The sequence below is a fragment of the Halorientalis persicus genome (genome assembly GCF_900110215.1).
GTDB lineage: Archaea > Halobacteriota > Halobacteria > Halobacteriales > Haloarculaceae > Halorientalis > Halorientalis persica.
The window spans coordinates 114,972-140,359 of sequence record NZ_FOCX01000007.1; the positions used below are offsets into that span (position 1 = coordinate 114,972).

The 25,388-nt window shown below is 66.7% G+C and carries 25 protein-coding genes; 15 read left to right on the forward strand and 10 right to left on the reverse strand.

Features of this window, described 5'->3' with window-relative positions; translation table 11 throughout:
• Positions 1-58 precede the first annotated feature (58 nt).
• Positions 59-301, forward strand: a complete 243-nt coding sequence (locus tag BMX17_RS09855; protein WP_092659501.1) for a hypothetical protein — start codon at positions 59-61, stop codon at positions 299-301.
• Here BMX17_RS09855 and BMX17_RS09860 read toward each other — a convergent pair.
• Positions 298-1,380, reverse strand: a complete 1,083-nt coding sequence (locus BMX17_RS09860; protein WP_092659504.1) for a CNNM domain-containing protein — start codon at positions 1,378-1,380, stop codon at positions 298-300. The genes BMX17_RS09855 and BMX17_RS09860 overlap by 4 nt on opposite strands.
• A gap of 134 nt (positions 1,381-1,514) precedes the next feature.
• Between BMX17_RS09860 and BMX17_RS09865 the strand changes: the two genes are divergently transcribed.
• Complete coding sequence (locus BMX17_RS09865; protein ID WP_092659506.1) at positions 1,515-2,288, forward strand: PHP domain-containing protein; 774 nt, start codon at positions 1,515-1,517, stop codon at positions 2,286-2,288.
• Between the two features lie 15 nt (positions 2,289-2,303).
• Here BMX17_RS09865 and npdG read toward each other — a convergent pair whose 3' ends face one another.
• The 3 genes from npdG to BMX17_RS09880 form a co-directional block, all read right to left on the reverse strand.
• Complete coding sequence (gene npdG / locus BMX17_RS09870; RefSeq protein ID WP_092659508.1) at positions 2,304-2,972, reverse strand: NADPH-dependent F420 reductase; 669 nt, start codon at positions 2,970-2,972, stop codon at positions 2,304-2,306.
• 57 nt (positions 2,973-3,029) lie between these two features.
• Positions 3,030-3,899 carry a TIGR01548 family HAD-type hydrolase gene (locus BMX17_RS09875; protein ID WP_092659510.1) on the reverse strand — a complete coding sequence of 290 codons (870 nt, stop codon included), beginning with the start codon at positions 3,897-3,899 and terminating at the stop codon, positions 3,030-3,032.
• 83 nt (positions 3,900-3,982) lie between these two features.
• Positions 3,983-4,390 (reverse strand): UPF0146 family protein, encoded by a 408-nt coding sequence (locus BMX17_RS09880; RefSeq protein ID WP_092659512.1) that lies wholly within the window; start codon positions 4,388-4,390, stop codon positions 3,983-3,985.
• Positions 4,391-4,429: 39 nt separating this feature from the next.
• On the opposite strand from BMX17_RS09880, the gene BMX17_RS09885 reads away from it, so the two are divergent.
• The gene (locus BMX17_RS09885; RefSeq protein ID WP_092659514.1) at positions 4,430-4,951 is read left to right on the forward strand and encodes an archaemetzincin family Zn-dependent metalloprotease; all 522 of its coding nucleotides are present in this window, start codon (positions 4,430-4,432) and stop codon (positions 4,949-4,951) included.
• Between the two features lie 32 nt (positions 4,952-4,983).
• On the opposite strand, the gene BMX17_RS09890 is transcribed toward BMX17_RS09885, so the two are convergent.
• Entirely contained in the window at positions 4,984-5,250 is a 267-nt protein-coding gene (locus BMX17_RS09890; protein WP_092659517.1) for a thioredoxin family protein, read from the reverse strand.
• A gap of 136 nt (positions 5,251-5,386) precedes the next feature.
• Here BMX17_RS09890 and BMX17_RS09895 point away from each other — a divergent pair, with 136 nt between their 5' ends.
• Both BMX17_RS09895 and BMX17_RS09900 read left to right on the forward strand, forming a co-directional pair.
• The gene (locus tag BMX17_RS09895; RefSeq protein ID WP_092659519.1) at positions 5,387-6,079 is read left to right on the forward strand and encodes a helix-turn-helix domain-containing protein; all 693 of its coding nucleotides are present in this window, start codon (positions 5,387-5,389) and stop codon (positions 6,077-6,079) included.
• A gap of 373 nt (positions 6,080-6,452) precedes the next feature.
• The gene (locus BMX17_RS09900; protein WP_092659521.1) at positions 6,453-7,154 is read left to right on the forward strand and encodes a helix-turn-helix domain-containing protein; all 702 of its coding nucleotides are present in this window, start codon (positions 6,453-6,455) and stop codon (positions 7,152-7,154) included.
• Between the two features lie 34 nt (positions 7,155-7,188).
• On the opposite strand, the gene BMX17_RS09905 is transcribed toward BMX17_RS09900, so the two are convergent.
• On the reverse strand, positions 7,189-8,136 hold the full coding sequence (locus BMX17_RS09905) for an alpha/beta hydrolase (protein ID WP_092659523.1): 948 nt from the start codon (positions 8,134-8,136) through the stop codon (positions 7,189-7,191).
• Positions 8,137-8,286: 150 nt separating this feature from the next.
• Here BMX17_RS09905 and BMX17_RS09910 point away from each other — a divergent pair, with 150 nt between their 5' ends.
• Genes BMX17_RS09910 through BMX17_RS09920 form a run of 3 tightly spaced genes read left to right on the forward strand, consistent with a single transcriptional unit; the run spans position 8,287 to position 10,248 of the window.
• Positions 8,287-8,445 carry a preprotein translocase subunit Sec61beta gene (locus BMX17_RS09910; protein ID WP_092659525.1) on the forward strand — a complete coding sequence of 53 codons (159 nt, stop codon included), beginning with the start codon at positions 8,287-8,289 and terminating at the stop codon, positions 8,443-8,445.
• A 25-nt stretch (positions 8,446-8,470) separates the two neighbouring features.
• A complete protein-coding gene (locus tag BMX17_RS09915; RefSeq protein ID WP_092659527.1) occupies positions 8,471-8,845 on the forward strand; it encodes a DUF7532 family protein in 375 nt (124 codons plus the stop codon).
• A complete protein-coding gene (locus tag BMX17_RS09920) occupies positions 8,842-10,248 on the forward strand; it encodes a ribonuclease FAU-1 family protein (protein WP_092659530.1) in 1,407 nt (468 codons plus the stop codon). The genes BMX17_RS09915 and BMX17_RS09920 overlap by 4 nt, the downstream gene beginning before the upstream one ends.
• Positions 10,249-10,252: 4 nt before the next feature.
• Here the strand turns inward: BMX17_RS09920 and BMX17_RS09925 are convergent, their stop codons facing one another.
• Complete coding sequence (locus BMX17_RS09925; RefSeq protein ID WP_092659533.1) at positions 10,253-11,635, reverse strand: LVIVD repeat-containing protein; 1,383 nt, start codon at positions 11,633-11,635, stop codon at positions 10,253-10,255.
• Between the two features lie 268 nt (positions 11,636-11,903).
• On the opposite strand from BMX17_RS09925, the gene BMX17_RS26655 reads away from it, so the two are divergent.
• Positions 11,904-12,047 carry a hypothetical protein gene (locus BMX17_RS26655; RefSeq protein ID WP_211611316.1) on the forward strand — a complete coding sequence of 48 codons (144 nt, stop codon included), beginning with the start codon at positions 11,904-11,906 and terminating at the stop codon, positions 12,045-12,047.
• A 14-nt stretch (positions 12,048-12,061) separates the two neighbouring features.
• Here the strand turns inward: BMX17_RS26655 and BMX17_RS09935 are convergent, their stop codons facing one another.
• Positions 12,062-12,673 (reverse strand): TetR/AcrR family transcriptional regulator, encoded by a 612-nt coding sequence (locus tag BMX17_RS09935; RefSeq protein WP_092659535.1) that lies wholly within the window; start codon positions 12,671-12,673, stop codon positions 12,062-12,064.
• A gap of 173 nt (positions 12,674-12,846) precedes the next feature.
• Between BMX17_RS09935 and BMX17_RS09940 the strand changes: the two genes are divergently transcribed.
• The 4 genes from BMX17_RS09940 to BMX17_RS09955 are packed head-to-tail and all read left to right on the forward strand — an operon-like array spanning position 12,847 to position 18,635.
• Complete coding sequence (locus BMX17_RS09940; protein ID WP_170845375.1) at positions 12,847-14,406, forward strand: COG1361 S-layer family protein; 1,560 nt, start codon at positions 12,847-12,849, stop codon at positions 14,404-14,406.
• Position 14,407: 1 nt separating this feature from the next.
• Entirely contained in the window at positions 14,408-17,149 is a 2,742-nt protein-coding gene (locus tag BMX17_RS09945) for an MMPL family transporter (protein WP_092659539.1), read from the forward strand.
• 56 nt (positions 17,150-17,205) lie between these two features.
• Complete coding sequence (locus BMX17_RS09950) at positions 17,206-17,943, forward strand: SDR family NAD(P)-dependent oxidoreductase (RefSeq protein ID WP_092659541.1); 738 nt, start codon at positions 17,206-17,208, stop codon at positions 17,941-17,943.
• A 41-nt stretch (positions 17,944-17,984) separates the two neighbouring features.
• Positions 17,985-18,635 carry a DUF7978 family protein gene (locus BMX17_RS09955; protein WP_092659543.1) on the forward strand — a complete coding sequence of 217 codons (651 nt, stop codon included), beginning with the start codon at positions 17,985-17,987 and terminating at the stop codon, positions 18,633-18,635.
• Positions 18,636-18,640: 5 nt separating this feature from the next.
• On the opposite strand, the gene BMX17_RS09960 is transcribed toward BMX17_RS09955, so the two are convergent.
• Complete coding sequence (locus tag BMX17_RS09960) at positions 18,641-19,585, reverse strand: MinD/ParA family ATP-binding protein (RefSeq protein WP_092659545.1); 945 nt, start codon at positions 19,583-19,585, stop codon at positions 18,641-18,643.
• 162 nt (positions 19,586-19,747) lie between these two features.
• Positions 19,748-20,329, reverse strand: a complete 582-nt coding sequence (locus BMX17_RS09965) for an LURP-one-related/scramblase family protein (protein ID WP_092659547.1) — start codon at positions 20,327-20,329, stop codon at positions 19,748-19,750.
• Positions 20,330-20,428: 99 nt separating this feature from the next.
• Here BMX17_RS09965 and uvrA point away from each other — a divergent pair, with 99 nt between their 5' ends.
• Together uvrA and BMX17_RS09975 are read left to right on the forward strand one after the other, a co-directional pair.
• Complete coding sequence (gene uvrA / locus BMX17_RS09970; protein ID WP_092659549.1) at positions 20,429-23,458, forward strand: excinuclease ABC subunit UvrA; 3,030 nt, start codon at positions 20,429-20,431, stop codon at positions 23,456-23,458.
• 137 nt (positions 23,459-23,595) lie between these two features.
• On the forward strand, positions 23,596-25,350 hold the full coding sequence (locus BMX17_RS09975; protein WP_092659551.1) for a sensor histidine kinase: 1,755 nt from the start codon (positions 23,596-23,598) through the stop codon (positions 25,348-25,350).
• Positions 25,351-25,388 lie beyond the last annotated feature (38 nt).

Consider the following 25,388-nt stretch of genomic DNA (forward strand, 5'->3'; position numbering starts at 1 on the left):
ACGAGTTCGCGCGAGTGAGGGCCGGCCGGCTTTTGTCCCGGGGGTCGCTACCACGGATATGGTCGGTTCGAGAACCGTGACCGCGGCGGTCGGACTCGCGGTGAGTCTGCTCGTCACCGTCGTGCTGTGGTGGTACTTCGAGACACTGGCGGTATTTCTCTTTCTCCCGTTCGTCCCGTTCCTGTTCCGGGGCGACGGCGACGACGAGACCGAACGCGTCCGGGAGTGTCCACAGTGTGGATTCCGGACGACCGCCGACGAGTACGAGTTCTGTCCGCGGGACGGGGCCCGACTCGACTAGTCGAGTCGCCGTTCTTCCGCCGAGAGGTCGACGTTCTCGTCGAGGGGGTCCTCGATGTCGCCCATGACGGCTTCCAGCGCGTCGGTCGCGGTGAGCAGGCCGACGACCTCGCCCTCGGAAAGGACCAGCGCGAGTTCCTGACTCTCGGCCTGGAACTGGTCGACGGCGTCGCTGATGATCGTGTCGGGCGTCATCGTCATCGGCGGCGCGGCGATCTCCTCGAAGGCGGTGTCGCCGGCCCGGAGGTCGTCGATCCGGTCGACCACCGAGGGGACGTAGACGATGCCGAGGAAGTCCTCGGGGCCCTCGCCGACCAGCGGGAAGCGAGTGTGTGGGCTGGAGCCGATCCGGTCCAGGTTCTCCGCGACGGACGCCGCCGTCGAGAGAAAGACCACGTCATCGACGGGCGTCATGACTTCGCTGATGGGTTCCTCGCCGACCCGGAGGGCGTTGCGAATCTCCTCGCGTCGTTCCTCAGAGAGGTCGCCCTGTTCGAGCAGGTAGTCCAGCCGGTTGCGCAGGTCCGCGCGGGACTCGATGATGTCCTCTTCGGCTTCGAGCCACGCGCCGGTCATCTCGACGCCGAACAGTTTCAGCGTCCACTTGGCGATCCCGTCACCGACCTTGATGATCGGCGAGATGAGCCAGGCGAACCAGTACAACGGCGTCGCACCCCAGCGGGTGACGAACTTCGTCCGCTCGACGCCGAGGTAGGTCGGGGTCTGTTCGCCGTGGGTCAGGTGGACGAGGTTGATGATCAGGAAGGCGATGATCCCGCCGGCACCGATCGAAGCCAGCGCGGTGTTTGCGATGTACGGTTCGAAGATGGCCGCCAGCGCCGGTTCGGCGACGATCCCGACCGCGATGGACGAGGCGGTGATCCCCACCTGACAGCTGGTCAGGTAGATCTCCAGGTCGTCGGTCATCTCCCAGGCGCGGCGGAGTCCTGGCTTGTCGAACTCCGCTTCGGGGTACTGTCGGACGCGAGTCAGGGCGAACTCGATGGCGACGAAAAAGCCGTTCGCGAGGATCAACGCGAGGCCCGCCGCCAGTCGAATCCACAGTTCGAGCGCGTTCACGGGCGGCCTTTGGCGGACCTGTCAAAAAGACGTGGTGGTCTCGGCCGTGGGGGAACCCAGGTGGATCGGGCCTACATCGAACGCTGAAACGCAACGGGGCGTTATGGAGCGAGAGCCGGTAGCACACACGTCAGATGGACCGGGATTACCACGTCCACTCGACGTACTCGGACGGACGCTTCCTGTTCCAGATGGTTCGGGCGGCTGCCGAGGCCGGCCTCGCGGGCGTGGGAATCGCCGATCACTGCAACGTCTCGGACCGCGAGGAGATCAGAGAGCAGAAGAACCTGCTCGGGTTCAACCTCGACGAGACCTACGAGCGCCGTCGGGAGGCGATCCAGCGACTCCGCGAGGAGTCAGAGATCGCCATCTACGACGGTGTCGAGATGGACTACCATCCCGAGGAGGAGGCCGCGATCCGCGCGTTTCTCGACGAGGCGGACTTCCAGTACACCATCGGCAGCGTCCACTACCTCGACGGCGTCAACGTCCACGTCGAACCATACTTCGCCGACCAGTCCGAGAGCGACCGCCAGGCCGCCGTCGACCGCTACTTCGACCACCTCGTGGCGCTGATCGACTCCGAACTGTTCGACGTGGCTGCCCACGTCGATCTCGTGGAGCGCAATCCCGCGCTCCGGAATCTCGCGACCGAGGGCCACTACCGACGCGTCGCCGAGGCCTTCGTCGACTCGCCGACCATTCCCGAACTCAACGCCGGCCGTGCGCTGGCCGACTACGGGGAGTTTCACCCGTCGCCGGCCTTCCTGGACGTGCTGACCGACTACGACATCCCGATCACGGTCGGCTCGGACGCCCACCAGCCCGAGGAGATCGGCGAACGCCACCCCCACATCGACAGATACCTGGATGCGCGGCGGATCGAGCCGGTGACGCTGGACCTGTAAGAATCGAGGTCGGTCCTACTGGAACCGCACGCCCAGGTCGTGCATCCCGTCGTTGTTCTTGGCGACGTTGATCAGGAGGGGCGTGATCGCCTCGATCTCGGCGGCGTTGGCGAGCGGGCCGGCGTCGACGGGGCGCAGGCCCTCGATCGCCTCGGTCAGCCGGGTCACGGTAGCGACGGCGTCGGCGTCGTCGCCGACGATGGCCGTGTCGATGTCCAGATCGGCGTCGAGGTTGGCCAGCCGGGCCGCAGGGAGGTTGTGGTACGCGCCGACGACGGGGACGTCCGCGGGGGCGGCCTCGGCGGCCAGCGCGGTCACGCTGCCCGCACCGGGGCGGTTGTAGTGGAAGCCGTCCTCGTCGCGTTTCATCCCGACGGCGGGGGTGACGAGGACGGTGTTCTCGCCCAGTTCGGCTTCGATGGCCTCGACGGTGTCGGCGAGGTGGTAGGCCGGGACTGCGAGGACGACCACGTCGGCGGCCGCGGCGGCGTCGACGTTGTCGTGGCCCGTAACCTCGACCTCGACGCCGCGGCTGTCGAGTTCGGTCTCGTACTCCCGGGCCTTGGTTTCGGCGCGGCTCGCCTCGCGGGAGCCGATCAACACGTCGTGGTCGGTGTCGTAGGCGAAGCGAAGCGCCAGTCCTTCACCGATGTCACCGGTGCCACCCAGCAGTGCGATTTGCATACTCGTAGGTACGGCGAGACCCCGAAAAGCGTTGCGCGAGCGGTCGACGTTGCCGCGTCAGTCGTCCAGCCGACCGGGGAGGTCGTTGACGGAGTCGATCACCAGATCCGCCCCCGCGCGTTCGTACTTCTCGCGACCCGACTCGCCGGTGAGGCCGCCGGTGAGCACGCCCACACCGTAGTAGGTCCGGTCGGGGTCGGCCTCGGCGGCGTTGCCGGCGGTGCGCACGTCGTCGAGCGTGTCGCCGGCGAAGGCGACGGCGTCGGCCCCGAACCGCTCGGCCAGCGTCGTCAGCGCGCGCGGATGGGGTTTTCCCTCCTCCCAGTCGTCCATCGTGAAGCGGTGGTCGTCGGGCACGTCCAGACCAACGCGGTCGAGCGCGATGTCGGCCTCGGCGGCGGGGCGGCCGGTGAGCACGCCCACGTCGAACTTGCGCTGGAGGCGCGAGAGTGCTTCGGGGTCGACGAGCTTCGGTTCGTCGTTGATGAACCCTGCCGTATCGAGGTCGGGATCGCCGCCCTCCAGTTCGCGGTACAGGTCGCTCCCGAGGTAGAGTTGCTGGAAGACCTCGCGCAGGCGCTCGGTGTCCCAGGCGTCGTAGATGCGTTCGCGCTCGGCCGGGCCGACGGCGTTGACCACGACCGTCTCGGCGGCGTCGAGGCCGCCGCCGGTCGCGGCGATCATGTCGGTGAACGATTCGAGATCACGGTCGAGTCCGTACTGGGTGGCCAGCACGTACAGCGCCGCCGCGTAGGTGAGTTCCCAGTCGTTGTTGAATCCCCCGGCGTCCTTGAACTGCTGGATGGCCGCCCGGTCGACCGTGTCCCCGTAGACGTGTTCGATAGACTCGACGATAGCCCGGCGGTAGGAGTCGGCGACATCGACGAGCACTCCGTCGATGTCGAGCACGACCGCGTCTACCTGCATACTGTTCTCATAACGGGCCGCCTTGAAAACCGCTTCTGACCTGTCGAGTTCTGAAGGGAGTGGTGTGCCATCACACCACACAGTCAGCCGGGTCGGGCGTCGTCGGCCACGAACAGCGTCCTACCGGTCCCGGCGAGGGACTCGCGGGTAACCGGCACCAGCGGCGGGTCACCACCCAGCGTGGTGAACAGAAAGTCCGCACCGGCCTCGCGAGCGACGGCGCGGGTGGGTCGGTGGAGTTCCGGCGGCAGATTCAACGCGTAGACGGCGTCGGCGTCGGCGTAGACGGCGGCGTCGGGGTCGGTCACGTCGTCGCGGACGAAAGCGACGCTCGCGGGAACCGGACGGTCGTGCACGTCGGTGGCGGTGACGGTACAGTTCCGGTCAGCCAGGGCGGCGGCGACGGCGGGGCGATGCCCCACGCCGACCTCCACGAGGGTGTCGTAGACGGCCAATCTGTCGACGAGGGCGGCGTGACGAGCGTCGGACACGGCGGGATGTTTATGGGCAGGCCGGTCATATGCGTTGGCATGCACGTCGACATCGTGCCGGTCGGCGAGGTGGCCGCCCCGGTCAAGCGGGAAGCCTCCGCCGGGTTGCGGACCGTCTACGACTGCGAGGTCACGGTCCACGACGCCCAGCCGGTGCCTGACGGGTCCTACGACGCCAATCGGGACCAGTTCCGCGCCGAGGAGTTCATCGAACTCGCGAGCCACGTCGGCTCCGGGGAGAAAAACATCGCGATCACCCCGAAAGACCTCTTCTATCGCCGCCGCAACTACGTCTTCGGGCTCGCCTACCTCGACGGAAACGGCAGCGTCATCTCGACCTATCGGCTCCAGACCTCCTCGGACGGCGGGTTCTCGAATCGCTCCGCGGAAGACATCTTCAGCGATCGCGTCCGCAAAGAGGTCGTCCACGAGATCGGCCACACGCTCGGTCTGGAACACTGTGACAACAAACGCTGTGTGATGAACTTCTCGCCGACCGTGCGCGAGGTCGACGTGAAAGAGGAGAACCTCTGTGGGACCTGTCAGCGACAGGTCCTCTGAGCGGGGACCCGGAAAATACGATCGTCGTCAGACTACGCGCCAGCCTTCTCGAGGGCGTCCTCGATGTCGTCGGCCTGCGTGACGCCCACGAACCGGTCGACGATGCCGTCGTCGTTCTCGACGATGAGCGTGGGCAGGGATCGGACCTGGTACTCGTTGGCCACGTCCTGCTCCTCGTCGACGTTTACCTTCTCGAACTCGACGCTTTCCCACTCCGTCTCCAGCTCCTCCAGGATGGGGTCCTGAGTTTTACACGGACCGCACCAGTCCGCGTAGAAGTCCTTGAGCGTGACTGTCATAGATCTACGACGGATGTAACCCTCGGTTCCCGATAAGGGTTTTCACTGCCAGGGCGCCCTCGTACCCGGCGACAGCCGCCGTGAACGGGACTGGCACGACAGAACATTTATTCGCCGGGTCACGAAAGTGGCGCGTATGCGGTTCGCTTCCTACGTCATCACGCCGAATCGGGGGTACTTCGATCCGGGGGAGGAGGTCTTCAGGGATCACGGGGTGATTCTGCGGACCATCGAGGACGTCAGCATCCTCACCGACGGGTCGTTCGTGGCGCTCTACTCGGTGTCGGCCGACGTCGACGACATCCACGCGAGTCTGTCGGGGGCCGGCGACAAGGTGATCGGCTACGATACCGCCGGCGGCGAGGGGACGCGGCGGCTCCAGGTCCACTACCACCCGAGCGACGCCGTCAGGAGCCTCTTCGATCTCCACCGGTCGCACGCCACCCATCTGGAATACCCGCTGGAGTTCGTCCGCACGGACACGTCGAGCCTGCGGATCTCGCTGCTGGGGCCCGAATCGGAACTGCAGGACCAGATCACGGCGACCCGCGAGGCCATCGACGTGACGATCGAGAAGGTGAGCAGTTACGAACCGGCGGCCAGCCGCGAGTTCGGGACGCTCACCGAGCGCCAGCGCGAGGTGTTACAGACCGCCGTCGAGAAGGGGTACTACGACGTGCCACGGCAGGCGACTTACGAGGACATCGCGGCCGATCTCGACTGTTCGGCCGGGGCCGTCGGCCAGCACCTCCGCCGGATCGAGAGCGAACTCCTGACCGGTGTCGTTCCCGAAACCGGCGTCCGGGCGGACGCCGACGGAGCGAACTGATCGACACGACCGCGCCCGAAAAGTGAGAGTCGGGGCGCCTGCGTGGGGAACAGACGCGACGTGGTGTCGGGTCCCGACACCGCGGGGCAGGTCCCACAGGCACACCACGGAGCCGGGCGCTCGAACGGACGCCGACCGCCGGCGGGACCGACCCGGCGAACCGGTGGGGGATTCGAGACACCGGCCACCGACGCCCGTATCGCCGGCGAGCGTCCGTATCGCAGTCACACCACAGTACTCCTCAGCGCCGCCTGATTGCTTAAATTTCTGCTTTCAAAGTGAATAATTTTATCAGGAGCGGTCACAGTGGGCGGCCGTATTGAGCCTCGAAACGGGGACAATCACTATTGAGACGGTTCGCGGTACAGGTACTGTGAGATACGTCACGTACGCGCTGACGCCGGAACGGGGGTATTTCGACCCCGGGGAGGTGATCTTTCGCGAGTGTGGGGTCGTCCTCCGGTCGATCCGGGACCTCGACCTGCTGACCGACGGGACGGCGGTGATGCTGTACGAGGCGACGGCGACCCGCGATCAGATCGACGAGAGTCTCGCCCACGCGGACGGGAAGGTGATCGACTATCAGGTGGCCGACGCCGGGGATCACGTCATGCTACAGGTTCACTACTACCCGAGCGACCTCATCAGGAACCTGATCGAACTCCACGACACCTACGCGACGCATCTGGACTTCCCACTCGAGTTCGTCGACCCGTCGATCTCGACGCTCCGGGTGTCCGTGATCGGTGCGAAAGACCAACTGCAAGAACAGATCGCGGCGACGCGCGAGAAGATCGACGTGACCATCGAACGCATCGGCGACTACGACCCGGGAACGGACCGGCGCTTCGCCGGCCTCACCGAGCGCCAGCGCGAGGTGTTGCTGGTCGCCGTCGAGAAGGGCTACTACGAATCGCCACGCGAGGCCACCTACGACGACATCGCGGCCGACCTGGACTGTTCGGCCAGCGCGGTCGGCAAACACCTCCGCCGGATCGAGAGCGAACTCGTCGACGCGACGGTGTCGGATCGGGCGATGGGCGAGTTCCGCGACACGGTCGCGGAGATGCAGTAGCCGCGATTGCGGCGTCGGACCGCCGGGAGACCGCTCACCACCAGCCGTCGTCTTCGTTCTCCTCGCTCTCTGCCTCCGCCCCACCGCCGTCGAATCGGTCGACGACCTCCGGGACACAGCCTCTGTCGGGCCGGAAGTAGTCACAGTGGTTCAGTACGGCGTCGCTGACGTCCACGTCGGTGTAGGTGTCCGGCGTCGAGCCGTCGTCGAACCAGCCGTCGTCACACTCGGCACCAACGGCACCGACGCCTTCGGTCATCTCGAGGAGCCTGTACGCCGTCGCCACGATGTCGTCGTTCTCGGAGTGGAAGTTGTACACCGCATCGGCCGAACTGGCGATGCCGTCGCCGAACCGCCCGTCTTCACAGACGGTGTCGGGGTCGTTCGCGGCACCGATGGCCGAGACCGACGTGACCGAGCCCTCGAGGGCATCGAGCATCGCGTAGGCGGCGCGCCCGCCCAGCGAGTGGCCGACGATCCGGACCGTGGTGTCGGGGTTGTCGCTCGTGTACCCGTCCAGCCAGCCGGCGAACGCCTCGCCGGCGGCTTCGGCAGCGTCCTTGCCGGCCCACCAGTTGAGCGTGTTCGAGTCCCAGAGGACCGAGACGACCGGCGCGTCGTGCCCGTTCGCGTCGAGTGCGTCCGCCAGCGCCTGGCCCTGGTTCTCGCCGCCGCCGGAGGCGTCTTCGAGCCAGCCGTGGATGTAAAACAGCACCTCGTCCGCGCCCGACGGCATCGCGCCGCGAGTCGCCAGCCCCTCGCCGGTCAGGTCGACGATGGGTGCGTCGTCCGGTGCCGCCGGCAGGTCGGCCAGACAGTTCCCGAGGAACGCTTCTTCGGCCTCCTCGGCCGTGGCCGTCCCGGTCGCCGCGCCGAGCCCCATCGTCCCGACCGCGGCCGCCGACGTGGCCTTCAGCACGCTCCGGCGGTTCAATCGCGAGTCCCGATCCTGTTCGTCCTGGTGAGTGGTCTCGTCTGTCATCGCTTCCCCCAGTGACACACAGTAACGTGTGCCAGTGCGTGAGCGTTCTCTGCCGTATCTGAACTGATTTAAATAACCGGTCGATTGGGGCCGTTCAAATAGCCGTGGCGAGGCGAAACACTTACGCCGGGTGACCGGCCACACTCGGGTATGAGCAGCAACGACGGCGGGGGGCTGATGTCGAGTGCCGGGCTGGTCCGGTACTTCGACGCCGAGGACAACAACGCGATCCGGATCGATCCGAAGACTGTCGTCGCCTTCGGCGCGTTCTTCGGCGTCCTCGTGCAGATCCTGAACCTGATTCTTTAGGACCCCGGCCCGCCAACGCCCGGGTATGCACTTCGATCAGCGGACACAGCGGGCGCTCCGCGAGGCCGGCCTGTCGACCGACGAGATCGACGCGGCCTCCGAGCGCGTCGTCGACGCGACGGCCGAGACGGCCGACGCCATCGAGGACTTCTTCGCGGACCTCGAGACCGTCCACTCGGACATGGACATCGCCCACAGCGCCAGCGATATCGTCGAACACGACGTGGAGTACATCGATCTCTACACCCACGCCGCGGACCTGCGGGGCTATCTGAAGTTCGACGGCTGGGGCGTCTACGTCGAAGGAGGACGGGTCCTCACCGACGACACCGTCGAGTTGACGCTGGGACCGACCGTCCACGACCGGGTACGGTTCACGACCGACCCCGACTCGCTATGAACGTCCGCGTCCGCGGCATCTACAGCACGGCTCTGACGGGCACCTTCACCGACCGCGAGGACCTGTCGGTGGTGCAGGCCTCCGACACCATCGCCGACCGCTTCGGGGACGCGTTCCCGCCGGTTCACGCCGACGCGAGCGTCGAGACGACGGGCGACCGGCAAGGCGTGGGCGTCGTCGGCGACCCCGAGGCCGTCGAGAGGGTGACGGCCCTGCTCGCCGACGTGGGGCGAGACACACTCGTCTGGGCAGATCCCGCGCCGCGGGACGCGGTGTTCGACGGCCGGGTGACAGAGACGCTGGGTAGCGGTGCGGTCGTCCGCCTCGACGACGGTGTGGAGGGGTTCCTGCCCTACGACCGCACCGACGACCGCGTGGAGGCCGACGACCGGGTTCGCGTGCAGGTACGGGAACCCGCCCCGCCCTGGGGTTCGAACAGGGCCGTCCTCGACACGGAACTCGGGTTCGCGGGCGCGCTGGCCGAACTGGTGCGGGGCGGGTCGACCACCCGCGGCAGCGGCCCGGCGGACATCGTGGACCTCATCGCGGCGGACCCCCGGGACGGCTGGGGCGTCCGCTGGGGACACCTGTCCGACGACGCGGAATTCGACGCGCTCGCCGACGCCCTGCGGGCTCACAACGAGCGCGCCGAGTCGCTGGACGCGGCCCTCGAAGCCGCTCCCGACCCTGGAGAGACGGTCGGACGGCGCTGGGACGGGTCGGCGACACGGTGGATATGGTTCGGGCGCGAGTCCCGCTTCGCGCTGGACGAGCGCCGGCGCGACGTGGTGCCGACGATGCCCGGTCACCACCGCATCAAGGCCGGCGACGACCGGGCGAGCGCCGCCGTCGACTTCGCGGAGGCGATCTGTGGCTCGGCGGACGGCGAGGACGGCGACGGGCTGGACTTTCCCTTCGGTGTCGTAACCCGGCAGTTCGGCCCCCGCGAGGGCGACTCCGTCGAGATCGGGCACGGCAAGCCAGACGGCCGCTACATCAGCCTGGGCCGGGGCGAGGTCGCCGCGTACGACCCCGACGGGACCGTCACGGTCTCGCGGGAACTCTCGCCGGGCGGGACGCTCGACGCCATCGGCGAGCCAATCGAGGCCGGCGACGTGGCAGTCACGAAGTTCAAGGAGGGCCGCTGGTGGTACGCGACGGTCTACCGGGACGCCGAGGACCGCCGGAAGGGGACCTACGTCAACGTCTGTACGCCCGTAGAGGTCTTCCCCGACACCGTGCGCTACGTGGACCTGCACGTCGACGTGGTCAAACACGGCGACGGCCGGGTCGAGCGCGTCGACGACGACGAACTCGACGCCGCGGTCGAGGCCGGTGACGTGCCGGAAGATCTGGCCGAGAAGGCCCGGAGCGTGGCCGGCGCGGTCGAGAACGCCCTCTAACTTGTCAGTCCTGCCGCCCGTACCGCCAGGCCCCCAGTCCGAGCCCGGCCAGTCCCGCCAGCACGCCGAAACCGGGGCCGCTGGCGTCGGTCGTCGCAGTCCCGGTCCCGGACGACTGGTCGGTCGCGCCGTCGGTCGACGGTCCGGTCCCGTCCGCGGGCGTCAGCCCCGATCCGGGCACGGGGAACGTGTAGAGCCGTTCGGTGATGTCGACCCCGGGCGGCTGGTCGACGCTGGGGGCGACCAGAAAATCGCCCGCCGGGCACGCGGTCCAGAAGCAGGCGTCGTACGTATCGCGCCAGGCGGCGATCTCGGTGGGGTTCGCGGGGTCGCTCACGTCGAAGACCTTCACGCCGCCCTGGTACCAGGAGGTGTAGAGCCGGTCACCGTCGAACACGAAGTTGTGGGCGGTGGTCCAGACGCCGTTCGAGTAGCTCGCGCTCTCCCCCTCGGGAATCGGCGGCGGGTCGATCCGGGTGAGGCGTTCGGGATTCTCCACGTCGGACACGTCGTAGAGGACGATCCCGCCGGGGCCGGGCTGGAACCACGCCTCGATCCCGATGCCGAGCAGGTCGCCGGTGTCGTTCACGGCGACGTAGTGGTCGTTGCCGGGGAGCCGAAACCCGTCCTCGTCGGCTGCATTCGGACCGAACTCCCGGAGTTCTTCGACCGGCCGACCGCGGACCCGGGAGACGAACGACGGATTCGCGGGGTCGTCCACGTCCACGACCCAGGTGCCGGCGTCCCAGTGGGCCAGGTAGGCCAGTCCGCCCTGGACGAACACGTCGTGGAGGTTCGCGAGCGAGTAGTGGACGTCGGCCCACCGCTCGTCGTGGTCGGTGAGCGCCCAGCTCCCCAGTCGTTCCGGGTCGGCACCGGCCGATACCGTCGCCAGGCCGACGCTGCCGAAGCTGTTGGCGGTGAGGTAGGCCACGCCGTCGACGATGTCGCAGTTGTGGATCGGATAGCTCGTCTCGTGGACGCCCAGTCGCTCGGGGGCCGCGGGGTCGCTCACGTCGTAGAAGACGACGGCCTGGACGGCGTTCCGGCGCGGGTTGGCCGGCCCGACGACGGCGAGCGTGTCGCCGTCGCGTTTCACGTCCCAGACGTTGCGCAGGGGGCCGTCCTCGCGATCGGCGAGGACGTCCCGGCGTTCTGCCAGCAGACTGGGAGCGGTCGGATCGGTGAGATCGACGGTCGCGAACCCGTCGGAGACGGCCGCAACGGCCGTGGTGCCGTCGTCGTCGACGACGGTCTCGGCGAGCCCCGGAAGCTCGAGCGTCCCGAGTGGAGCGAACGAACCCGACGACTGCGGGCGAGGGCGACCAGCGGCGACCGGACTCAGTCCGATGCCGGCCGTCGCCGCGAGGAACTGGCGGCGGCGCATATCCCATCCTCGGGTCTCCCGCACCTATGGGTTGTGGTGCCCGCAGGACGTGAGAGGTGCAATACTCGTTGCGTGGTAACAGTAAACATAGCATCGGGCGGATCGACGACATCGACGGACCAGCCCGAGGACGAACGGGCCGCGTTGCACCAGGTCGAGCTGGGCCCGGAGTGGCTCCAGCGGGTACCGGGGCATCTGGGCGAGTTTCACCACGACACGGGCCACGCGATTGACCATCTCACGGCGGCCGAACCGCTGTTGCGGGAGTGTGGGGTACGGCGTGCTGGAGAGCGTTCTCGACGAGGTCGATGCCGTCGAGCGGGAGGTTCGCGGGGTGATCGCCGACGGCCAGCGCCACGCCGCCGAGCGAGCACAGGAGTGGATCTGGAAAGAACGCGCCGGACGAGACTGAACTGGCCGGGCAGCTCAGTCGTCGGCGAGGAGCCGGGACTGGACGTAGGCGTCCAGTTCCGTCTTGACCGCCTCGAGATCGGGTTCCGTACTCGTCGTCGCCTGGAACATCGCCCCCTGCATGATCGTGACGATCATCGACGCGACCCGCTCGGTGTCGACGTCGCGGAAGATTCCCTGCTCGATACCCTCTTCCAGTACGTCCTCGACCCGCGATTTGAAGTATCGGTCGTTTTTCGTGAACTGTTCGCGAAAGGTGTCGTCGTGCGCGGACTGGGCTCGCAGTTCCGTCATGGCCCGGTTGAACTCCTCGTTGTCCCCCGTGAGAAAGTCCGTGAACACGTGGTCGAACCCGATCCGGAGCCGATCGTCGGCAGCATCGGCCTCTTCGAGCGGAATCGTTCCCTCCATCCGTTCGAGCATGAACGCCAGAAAGTCGACCAGCAGCGCGTCCTTGCTGTCGTAGTGATGATACAGCAGCGACTTGCTCTTGTCGAACTCGTCGCCGATCCGCTGGATCGTCAGATCCGCGTACCCGTGCTTCGAGAGTGCATCGTACGTGGCCTTCATGATGGCCTCGCGCGTGTCGTCGGTGTCCGGCTCGAACAGGTCCGTCCGGTTCGGCATTGTTGACTGAATATTCAATCACCGACTAATAGCCTTTCGACTCTTCCCATCGAGCGACGAACCTGGAATCGAATGGAAAGATACTTGTGTTGAATGAACGTTCAATCAAGTACGCGAACTGACTGAACGTTCAATCAAGCATGAGAGGATCACAACTTGCGGTTCTTGGAGTCGTGGCACTGTTTCTGGTACCGATGCCGGCGCTTGGCGGGTTCGTCGTGGCTGGCAATCCGGAGCTGTCGGCGTCGATCGGGGACAACACCGTCGTCTCCGGGGAAGACACGACGCTGAATGTACAGATCAACAACCAGGGAGAGATCGACTACGGGTCCGCCGGCGGGCTGGAGGCGCAGGTCACCAAAGCTCGCGGGATGACGGTCGACCTGCAGTCCGGGAAGGCACCGGTGAGCATCGAGACCGACACGCAGACCGTCGGACAGTTGCCCGGCGAGGCCTCGACCGAAGTGCCGTTCGACATCGCTGTCGCCGAGGACGCCGAACCGGGGACCTACACCCTGACGGCGGAGGTCGACTACGAGTACTACTCGAAGATCACCCAGTCAGACTCGGGGCTGCGGAGCTACAACGAGAACACGGAGACCGACACATTCGAGGTCACCCTCCGAATCGAGGACAGCGCCCGATTCGAGATCGTCGACACCGAGTCCGACGTGCAGGTCGGGTCGAGCGGCACGGTCGGCGTGACCATGGAGAACACGGGCACCGAGGCGGCCAGTGACACGAACGTCAAGCTCGAATCGCCGAACGGCGACATGACGTTCGGCCAGTCGAGTTCGGCGACCCGATACGCCGGCGAGTGGAAGCCCGGCGAGCGGAAGACCATCGAGTACACGGTCACCGCGTCCGACGACGCCGAACAGCAACGGTACTCCTTCAGCGCGACCGCGAGCTACGAGGACAGCGACGGCGTGGCCCAGGAATCGGCGTCGCTCTCACTGGGTGTGATGCCCCTCCCCGAGACGGACTTCGAGTTGACGAACGTCGAGTCCTCGCTCCGCGTGGGCGAGGACGGCAACATCTCGGGGACGATCCGCAACGACGGTGATCTGGTCGCCAACGACGTGGTCGTCCGACTCACCAGCCAGCTACAGAACCTCAGCCCCACCGACAAAGAGTACTCCGTCGGGACCCTCGAACCCGGCCAGTCGGCCGACTTCGACCTCGAGATGGAGGTGAGCGACGCCGCCACGAGCGGCCCCAAACAGTTCGTCTTCGTCGCGGAGTACCGCGACAGCGAGGGCGACTCGCGCACGAGCGACGACCTGCCGACGCGGGTGGACGTGGCCCCCGGCTCGGATGCCTTCGCCGTCAGCATCGTCAACGGGACGGTGGAAAACGGCGGCTCGACGACCATCGGCGTCGAGGTCACCAACACGGCAAACGAGACGCTGTCGTCCATCTCGGCGAAGATGTTCGCTGACAGTCCGATCAGCGTCTCCGACTCCGAAGCGTACATCGACGAACTCGCCCCGGGAGAGTCGACGACGATCTCCTTCAGCGTCGGGGCCAGCGGCGCACTGCCCAAACAGTACCCGCTGTCGATCGACTTCGAGTACGACGACGCGGACGACGAAACCCTGCTCTCGGATCGCTACCGGGTCCCCATCGACGTGACCGAACCGAGTGACAGCGGCAGCGGCTTCCCGCTGGGGCTGATCGGCGTCGGCGTCGTCCTCGTCGTCGCCATCGGCGGCTATATGCGCTTCCGCTAACATGGACCACCAGCGCGTCATCGACCGGATCGACGAGACCATCGTCGAACGGCCCGGCCGGATCATCCTCGCGTTCCTCGTCGTGACCGCCCTGTTCACGATGGGGCTGGGTAGCGTCGGGACCTCAGCCGGGACCTCGCAGTTCACCACCGGCCTCCCGGCCGAAGAAGCCTTCACCCAGGTCAACGAGAAGTTCTCCCCCAGCTTCGCTGCCGACACGGGGAGTACGTCGCTCATCCAGCACAACCGGAACGTCCTCGACAGGGAGTCGCTCCTGAACATGTTACGCGCCCAGGAGCGACTTCAGGAACGGGACTCCTTGCGCGTGAGCTCGACGGCGAGTGCGGCCCGTATCGTCGCCACACAGCTCGATCCGTCGGCGACGACGCTGGACGCGCAAATCGACGCCGTCGAGGATGCGACCGCCGGCCAGATCGACCGGGCGGTCGCGCAGGCGGCCGAGCGGAGCCCGCAGTTTTCCGGCCTCCTGAGCAACGACTTCAACCGCAAGTCCGCGACCGCGACGGCGACCATCGGGTCGGTGAGCCACGAAGTCCCCGCGGGCCTGTCCTCGGGGTCGGGCCAGGGCGGCTCCAGTCCGCTGACGCCGATCCAGGAACAGTCGATCTTCGTCGTCTCCAGTGTCGAGGGGTCGATTCAGGTGTTCGGCTCGGGCGTGCTGGCCAACGAGTTCTCGAACGTCATCCTCGACTCGCTTTTGATCGTCGTGCCGGCCGCGGTGATCTTCATCACGTTCTTCCTGATCATCGCGTATCGAGACCTGCTCGACCTGCTGCTGGGCGTGGTCGCGCTGGCGATGGGGATCATCTGGACGTTCGGGTTCATGGGCCTGGCCGGGATCCCGTTCAGCCAGATGTTGATCTCCGTGCCACCGCTGTTACTGGCGGTGGGGATCGACTTCGGTATCCACGCGATCAATCGGTACCGTGAGGAGCGGGCACACGACTACTCGATCTCGGAGTCGATGCGGGTCACGACCGATCAGTTGATCGTGGCCTTCTTCATCGTCACCGGGACGACGGTCATCGGGTTCGCCGCCAACCTCATCAGCGACCTCGGGCCGATCCGTGACTTCGGGATCGTCGCGAGCGTGGGGATCGTCTTCACCTTCCTGATCTTCGGGATCTTCCTCCCGGCGGCGAAGGTGTGGCTCGACCGGCGGCGCGACCGGATTCCGATCCCGACGTTCAGTCAGACGCCGATGGGATCGGAGGGATCGGCACTCAGTGGCGTCCTCCGGCTCGGCGTCGTCGTCGCCAACCGCGCGCCCGCCATCTTCCTGATCCTCATCCTGCTCGGGACTGCCGGCGCGGGCTACTACGCCACCGGCGTCAGCACGTCCTTCGCCCAGGAGGACTTCCTCCCGCCCGAGGACAACCCCGACTGGGTGATGGAGTTGCCCGAACCGTTCCGCCCCCACGAGTACACCGTCACGGAGACGACGAACTTCCTCGAGGACAAGTTCGACTCCACCCAGTCTGACTCGGTGACGATGTACGTCGAAGGGCAGTTAGAGAAGCCGACGGCGCTCGAAAGTATCCATCGGGCAGGGGACGACCCGCCCGACACCGTCATCACGGACGACGGGCGCCACGCCGATTCGACGAGCATCGTCACGGTGATCCAGGACCGTGCCGAGCGCAACGAGTCGTTCGCCCAGCTGGTCGACCGCAACGACCGGAACGACAACGGGATTCCGGACCAGAACCTCGGCGACGTCTACGACGCGCTACTGTCCTCGCCGGCCCGCGGACAGGCGCTGAACTACATGACCGAGGACCGCCGGAGTACTCGCGTCGTCTACACGGTCGAGTCCGGCGCGGAACAGGCCGAGGTCACGGCCGACGCCCGCGAGATGGCCGACGGCTTCCGGTTCCACACCGTCGCAACCGGCCAGATCGTCGTCTTCCAGGCAGTCTCGGACGTGATCTTCATGTCGGCCGTCGAGAGCCTGGCGCTGGCGCTGCTGGGCGCGACGGTGTTCCTGTTGCTCGTCTACTACGTCATCGAGGGACGGGCGACACTGGGCATCGCCAACGTGATCCCGATCGTCACGACAGTCTCGCTGGTCGCGGCGACGATGCGCTTTGCCAACATTCCGTTCAACGCGATCACGGCGACGATGCTGGCGATTACCATCGGGCTCGGGATCGACTACTCGGTCCACGTGACCCACCGCTTCGCCGACGAGCGTCGGGAGTACGACCTCGTGACGGCCCTGGACCGGACGGTCCGGGGGACCGGCGGTGCGTTGCTCGGCAGTATGCTCACCACGGCCTTCGGCATCGGCGTGCTGGCGCTGGCACTGTTCCCCGCTATCGGTCAGTTCGGCATCCTGACCGCGATCAGTATCGTCTACTCGTTCCTCACGTCGATCTTCGTCCTCCCGGCGGCGCTGGTGCTGTGGGACCGCTTCGTCGGCTACGACGACAGTCCGGCGGCGACCACGGGCGGGGGCGGGCCATCGCCGGACCTCGGTCCCGAACCCGCGACCGGGACGCCCAATCCCGACACGGCCGCGGCCTCGGGGGAGGCGTCGCTGACCGACTCACTGCTGGGCACCGACGCGGAGCCCGAACCCGACGCCACGACCAACGGCGGCGCGAACGGTGACGGGACCACCGCCGACGGCGAACCGACCGACGGCGAGACAGCCGAGACCGAAAGCGACGGGGAGACGACGGACCCACCCGCCGACGCGGACACGACCACCGAGGACTGACCGGCGATTCGGTCGCAGGGCGGGCCGATTAAGCGCCCGGCGACGCTATCGGTGGTATGCTCACACCCGACCTCTCGGGGCGGACGGCACTGGTGACCGGGAGCGCGAACGGCGTCGGCCGGGAACTCGTCCTCGCCATCGCGGCCTGTGGAGCCGACGTGGCCGTACACTACCGGACGAGCGACGCGGCGGCGGCCGAGGTAGCCGAACGTGCCCGCGAAGCGGGCGTCGCCGCGACGACGGTCCAGGCCGACGTGACCGATCCCGACGCGGTGGACGCGCTCTTCTCGACGGTCGAGGCAGACCTCGACACCGTGGACGTGTTGGTCAACAACGTGGGGGCGTTCGCGCCGGTCCACTGGGCGGAGATGGACTTCGACACCTGGAACACCGTACTGGAGACCAATCTCAACGGGACCTACCTCTGTTCGAAGCGGGCGCTCCCCGGGATGCGAGCGGCGGGGGATGGGCGGATCGTCAACATCGGGTACGCCAGCGCCGAGCGGGCGCTGGTCAGCCCCAAGAACTTCCCCTATTTCGTCGCGAAGACGGGCGTATTGATGTTCACGCGGATGCTGGCGGCCGACACGGCCGACGACGGGATCACGGTCAACGCGGTCTCACCGTACGTCGTCGAGAACTCCGACGAGTTCCCCGACGACCTCCCGCGGGGCCGACCGGCGGCATTCGAGGACCTGATCCAGCCCACGCTCTTTTTCCTGGCGCCGGACAGCGACTATCTCAGCGGCGCGAACGTCGAGGTGTCGGGTGGGTGGTTGCCCGAACGAGTCTGACGGCGGAACGCTTTTTTCCAACTGCGTGAATGTGAGACAATGTGACAGTCAAAGAACCGAGGGCCACGGAGGAAGAGCGGGTCGCCGTACCGGTTGGGGAAACTGGCGTCGATCGGGAGGAGCTACCGCTCGACGTACGCGTCGAGTTCTGGCTCGAAACGTTCCCCTGGTTTCCGGCCTTCAGCGCCGGTTTCGGGGCGTTCGTACTGGGCTACCTCGGGTTGTTCGCGGTAGCAGTCGTGGGGTCGCTGTCGCTGCCCGAAGGGAGCCTGCCGATTCGGGTCGGTTTCCTGTTTTACAACGCGCACAACGTCGTCGTGACCGGTGTGACGACGGCACTGCCAGGCAGCATCCCGCTGACGATCGACTATCTGCCACAGGTCGAGCACACCCTGCTCTTCCGGCTCTATCCGGTGGTCGTCATCACCGTTGCGAGCGCGCTGTTCACCGTCGTCCGGGTTCCCGTCCGCCGGAGCATGGGGGCCACACTCGCGACCGGGATGGCAGTCGGGACGGGGTACGTCCTGATCGCACTGGCCGGCACCTTCGCGTTCTCCCTGCAGGTCGAGAACGTCCTCTACCAGCCGTCCCGGGCGGCCACGGTGTTGTACCTCCTCAGTTACGGCCTGCTCTGTGGCGTCGGCGGGAGCCTGTGCGGGCAGGCCGCGGTCAGCGCGGCGCGCAGAAGATAGAACGATTACCGACCGATCGCGTCGACGAACCGACCGAACCGACCCTCGTGTTCCTCGCTCTCGGTGTCGTCGGTCGCCTCTTCGTCGGCGACCGACTCGTCGCCGTCGGCGGGTGTTTCGGCGGGCACGTCGTCCCCGCCGGACGCCCCGGCCGCCGGCGCACTCACCTCGACGGTCGTCGCCGATTTCTCGGGCGTCGGTTCCAGTGTACTGGTGATCCGGGGCGTCTGTCCGGGTTCGATGTCCAGCACTGCGGCGGGGTCGGTCGCCACCTCGTGGCCGATGAGCAACCGGACGACCAGCGTGCGGTAGGGCATCAGCGGGTCGGCACCGGGCACGTCGAGGTCGGGGATCGTCGCCAGGTGATCGACACCGACGGTCTCGACGATCTCCTCGTCGGTCAGCCCCTGACAGGTCCGGGAGACGACGAGGCCGGCGACCGAGCAGTCGAGCCCGCGGACGAACTCGGCGGTCTTTTTCGCGTCCAGCACCGCGGCGCGGTCCGGGGTGGTCATCACGATGGTCTCGTCGGCCGCCTCGATGGGGATGGCGCTCTCCCGGGAGACGCCGCTGGCGGTGTCGAGGACGATGACGTCGTACCGACCGGCCAGCACGTCGACGACCTCCGTGATCCCGCTGGGATCGGCGGCCGCGAAGGCGTCGAGTTCGCTGGCCCCGGGCAACACGTCGAGTCTGCCGGCCGCGTCGAGCGCGTCGGCCGACTCGCCGACGATAGCGTCTTCGAGGTCGGCGTTCCCGGCGAGGACGTCGTGTAGCGTCGGATCGTGGTCGATGCCGATGATCCCCTGGAGGTTCGACATCGCCAGGTCGGCGTCCACGAGGACGACCTCCCGACCCGTCGCCCGCAACGTCGCCGCGAGGTTCGCCGCCGTAGTCGTCTTGCCGACACCGCCCTTGCCGCCGGCAACTGCGTAGACTGTCGCTGGCATTATCGTCGAGAACGAGACCGGCCACAATAAAGCAGGGCCACCGTTCGCGCACGGAAAGGGGTGCTACAGGCAGTGAGAACGTGTTTTCACCGATGATATTTCTGCGTAGAAGGGCGCTGAACGCCGATCCCAATTTCCACGAGCGATAACGGCGGAGCGGCGTCAGTTCCCCTGGATCGCATCGATCACCATCGCGGCGGCGACGATGGGTTCTTTCGGAACGTCGGTGGCGTCGTCGATGCTGATCTCGTAGCGGTCCCGGACGGATAGCTGGCCCTCGATGGTCCCGACGTGGGCGCCGTTGGCGTCGGTAATCTCGTACTTGTGGGGGATCAGCCAGCCGAAGGGGAGGAGGTTTCGCATGAGGGTGACGACAGCCCCCCGGGAGTCGATGCGGGCGAGTTCCCGTCCGTCCGCGGCGTCCCGGACGGTCCAGGTGTCCTGGAAGATCGAGAAGTCGTTGTCGAGGACGACGAGGTCCTCGTCCGTCCGGGAGTCACGCAGGACGTAGTTGCCGGCCACGTCGAGCATCCCGGTGGCCTCGACCTCGAAGACGTCCGCACCCTGGTCGTCGACGAACGGAAACTTCTCCTTGAGCTTGAACAGCTTCTGTTTGCCCCGGAGAACGACCTCGCCGTTCGATTCCATCGCCTTGTACTTGTTGCGGATCAGGCTCTGTTCGACGGTGTAGCTGTCGTCGGTGAGGTCCAGCCCCTCGATGTCGTACTCGCTCGTGGTCGCCATATTCCGCCGTCAAATCGTGTCTGCATGAGCCTTTTCCTCGAGCCACCCCGCTGGCGGGAACCGACAGGGTTTCACTGGACCGGACCGTGACCGCGTACAATGACCAGAGAGCACATCGAGGTCCGCGGGGCCGAGGAACACAACCTCAAGGACGTCGACGTGACCATCCCGCGCGAGGAGTTGACGGTCGTGACGGGGCTGTCGGGGTCGGGGAAGTCCTCGCTCGCGTTCGAGACGGTCTACGCCGAGGGCCAGCGGCGCTACATCGAGTCGCTGAGCGCCTACGCCCGCAACTTCCTGGGCCAGATGGACAAACCCCAGGTCGAGAACGTCGAGGGGCTCTCGCCCGCCATCTCCATCGACCAGAAAAACGCCGCCAACAACCCGCGCTCGACGGTCGGCACCGTCACCGAACTCCACGACTATCTCCGTCTGCTGTACGCCCGCGTCGGCACGCCCCACTGTCCCGAGTGTGGCCGCGAAGTCGGCGAACAGAGCGCCCAGAACATGGTCTCCCGGATTCTCGACCTCCCGGAGGGGACCCGTGCGAAGATCGCCGCCCCCGTCGTCCGCGACCAGAAGGGGGCCTTCGAGGACCTGTTCGACGATCTCGTCGCCGAGGGGTACGCCCGCGTCGAGGTCGACGGCGAGAGCTACGACCTGACGATGGATCGCCCGGATCTGGACGAGAACTACGACCACACCGTCGACGTGGTGGTCGACCGCGTGACGGTCAGCGACGAGGCCCGCTCGCGGATCACCGACTCCGTCGAGACCGCCCTCCAGAAGGGCGAGGGCGTCCTCAAGGTGATCCTCCCCGATCCGCCAGCGGACGCCGAACTCGGCGGTGCGAGCGCACGCTCGACGGGCGATCTCGCCGACGCCGACGAGGACGGCGCGAGCGCCGAGGACCGTCTCGTCGTCGAGTTCTCGGAGGACCTGGCCTGTACCCACTGTGGAATCGACATCTCCGAGATCGAGACCCGCTCGTTCTCGTTCAACTCGCCCCACGGCGCGTGTCCGGAGTGTGAGGGGATCGGCTCGACCAAGGAGGTCAGCGAGGACCTGGTGATTCAGGACCCCTCGAAACCCCTCAAGAACGTCTTCGAGCCCTGGAGCTACAACCGGACCTACTACTCCCGGCAACTGGACAACGTGGCCGAACACTTCGGAGTCGACCTGGACACGCCCTTCGAGGACCTCGACGAGTCCATCCAGCGGCAGTTCCTCTACGGGACCGACGACGTGGTCCACTTCGAGTGGACGACCAAGAACGGCACCCGTGAGAAGACCGAGCGGTTCGAGGGCGTCATCAACAACCTGGAGCGTCGTCACGTCGAGACCGACAGCGACCGCGCCCGCGAACACATCGAGGAGTACATGGCCGTCACCACCTGTCCGGCCTGTGAGGGAACGCGTCTGAAAGCCGAGTCCCGGGCGGTGCTGGTGGCCGACACGAGTATCACCGAAGTCAACCGGATGTCCATCGGCGACGCCCTCGATCACTTCGAGGGGATGGAAGCCGGGCTGGACGAACGAGACACCAAGATCGCCGAGGAGATCCTCAAGGAGATCCGCGCCCGCCTCGGGTTCATGTGCGAGGTCGGTCTGGAGTACCTGACGCTGGACCGGGAAGCCTCCACCCTGTCGGGCGGGGAGAGCCAGCGCATCCGGCTGGCCACCCAGATCGGGTCCGGCCTCGTCGGCGTGCTGTACGTGCTGGACGAGCCCTCCATCGGCCTCCACCAGCGGGACAACGACCGCCTGCTGAACACCCTGGAAGAGTTGCGCGATCTGGGCAACACCCTGCTGGTCGTCGAACACGACACGGAGACGATGCGGCGGGCCGACAACATCATCGATATGGGGCCCGGGCCGGGCAAGCAGGGCGGCGAGGTCGTCGTCAACGGTTCCGTCGAGGACGTCAAGGACTCCGAGGACTCGATCACCGGCGACTACCTCGCCGGCGACCGGTTCATCGACGTTCCGGGAGAGCGCCGGGAGCCCGACCGAGGGGAGGGCTCGGACGGAGCGAGCGGCGACGCCGACGGCCACATCACGATCCGAGGGGCACGCCAGCACAACCTCGACGACGTGGACGTCGACCTCCCGCTCGGTTGTTTCACGGCCATCACTGGCGTCTCGGGGTCGGGCAAGTCCACGCTGATGCACGACGTGCTCTACAAGGGGCTGGCCCGGCGGATGAACGACAACACCTCCGTCGACCCCGGCGACCACGACGACATCGAGGGGCTGGAGCAGATCGAGACCGTCCGGCTGATCGACCAGTCGCCCATCGGGCGGACGCCCCGGTCCAATCCGGCGACGTACACCAACGTCTTCGACCACATCCGGGAGCTGTTCGCCGACACCAAGCTGGCCAAACAGCGCGGCTACGAGAAGGGGCGGTTCTCCTTCAACGTCAAGGGTGGCCGGTGTGAGGAGTGTGGCGGCCAGGGCACCGTCAAGATCGACATGAACTTCCTCAGCGACGTGCAGGTGCCCTGCGAGGAGTGTGGCGGGGCCCGCTACAACGACGAGACGCTGGACGTGACCTACAAGGGCGAGACCATCGCCGACGTGCTGGAGATGAGCGTCGCCGAGGCCTACGAGTTCTTCGAGAGTCACCCACAGATCCGCCGGCGGCTGAAGCTCCTGAAAGACGTCGGCCTGGGCTATATGCGGCTGGGCCAGCCCTCGACGACGCTCTCGGGCGGGGAGGCCCAGCGCGTGAAACTCGCCGAGGAACTCGGGAAGAAAGACAGCGGCGAGACGCTGTACCTGCTGGACGAGCCGACGACGGGGCTCCACCCCGAGGACGAACGGCGGTTGATCGACGTGCTCCACCGGTTGACCGACGACGGCAACACCGTGGTCGTGATCGAACACGAACTCGACCTCGTGAAGAACGCCGACCACATCGTCGACCTCGGGCCCGAGGGGGGCGAGAACGGCGGCGAAGTCGTCGCCAGCGGTACGCCCGAGCAGGTCGCTCGCACGGAGGCGTCCCACACCGGGCGGTACCTGCGCGACCTGTTGCCCGCGGTCGAACTGGACGGTCCACGGAGCGACCGGGAACCGGCGGTCGCCGAGGGCGACGCGGAAGCGACTGGGACTGGGGACGACTAGAGAGTTCCGACCGTCGGGAGGAACTCCGAATACGTGAGCGGGGAGGAACGACCCGCGAGCGTGGGGCTCGACCGGCTCGTCTTTCAGGGTTGAGAACCGGGACAACACTTGAAATACTGCAGTCCTGAATAGGGGCCATGGCGGAGAGTTGGGCCGGGCTGTTGGCGATCTACCTCGGGGTCCTGGCGGTGACCGTTGCGACCCAGACGGTCGTCGGCTACTGGGTGTACACCCGGCAGTGGGATCGTGAGGGTGCACAGTGGTTCCTGCTCATGCTGGGGACCGGTCTGTCCTGGGCACTGGCTATCTTCGTCTTTTTGCTCCCCGTCGGACCGGGGTTCAGACGGGTCGGGTACCTGATCGGGGCGCTCAGCGCCATCCTGACGGTCGGGGCGTTCGTCGTGTTCGTCTCGACGTACACCGGGAACGACCTCCACCGGAAGCGGGTCGTCCAGGGTCTGTTCGGTGGGGCTCTCGTGGTGTATCTGGTGCTCGCGCCCACGAACGGGAGCCACCAGCTCCTGTTTGCGAACTTCGAGATGGTGACCGAGCCGTTCCCCTACCTCGTGGTCGAGCGCGGACCGGTGTTCGCGGCGATCATCGTCCTCATCCAGGTGCCGGCGGCCTACGGCATCTACCTGATGGTGAATCACCTGCTGGCGACGCGTCGTCAGTCCAGCGTCCAACTGACGATGTTCGTCATCGGTGCGCTGTCGATCATGAGTTTCGACGCGATGAGCCAGTACACGCCCGTCTTTCCGCTCCGGTTCAGTCACGCGCCGTTTGGCCTGCTCCCCTTCTACCTGTTGACGGCCGTCTCGCTGTTCCGTTTTGGCCTGCTTGACGTGAAACCGGTGGCGCGTAACACCGTCATCGAGGACCTCAGAGACCCCGTGCTGGTCGTCGACGACCGTCGGCGCGTCGTCGACTTCAACGAAGCCGCCACGCACGTCTGGCCCGAGATCGCCGACGAGGTACCGGCGGCCTTCGAACGGGTCTGTCCGGCGCTGTCCGAGGCGATCGCCGTTCCGCCCGGGGACGAGGACACGACTCAGGAGCTCTCGCTGACCTACGACGAGCAGGACCGACACTACTCGGTCACCGTCTCGGCCGTCTCGAAGAGTAGCGACGAACGGACCGGCTGGTACTCGATCCTCCTGCGGGACATCACGGAACTCGAACAGTCCCGCTGGCAACTCCAGAAGCAAAACGAACGTCTCGACCAGGTCGCCTCGACCATCTCTCACGACCTCCGGAACCCGATCAACGTGACGACGGGCCGCCTGGAGCTGATGGCGACACGAATCGACGACCTCGACATCGACACCGAGACCCGCGAGCAACTTCTCGAAGAGCTCGACAGCGTCGACAATGCCGCCGCCCGGATGCAGGACATCATCGACGACATCCTCACCATCGCTCGCGAAGGCAAGACCGTCGACGAGACCGAACCCGTCGCGCTGGCGGCCACCGCTCGTGACGCCTGGGCGAACGTCGACACGAAGCAGGCGACCCTGACTGTCACCGACGACCGCACGCTCGAAGCCGACCGGAGCAAACTCCTCACGATCTTCGAGAACTGCTTCCGGAATGCCCTCGACCACGGACCGGACGACGTGACCGTCGAAGTCGGCCCCACCGTCGACGGCTTCTACGTCGCCGACGACGGGCCCGGCGTCCCCGAGGAACACGCGGACAACATCTTCGAGTACGGCTACACGACCAGCGACGACGGCACGGGACTCGGACTGTCCATCGTCCGGACGATGGCCGAGTCCCACGGCTGGACCGTCGAACTTGATCGCGAGTACGACCAGGGGACCCGGCTCGTCTTCACCGGGATCGAGAACGAGCGGGTGAATGAGCCGGCGATGGCGGAGCCCAGCGGGTGAACAGCCACCCCGTCCGTGGGCCGCGTTATCACGTGCTG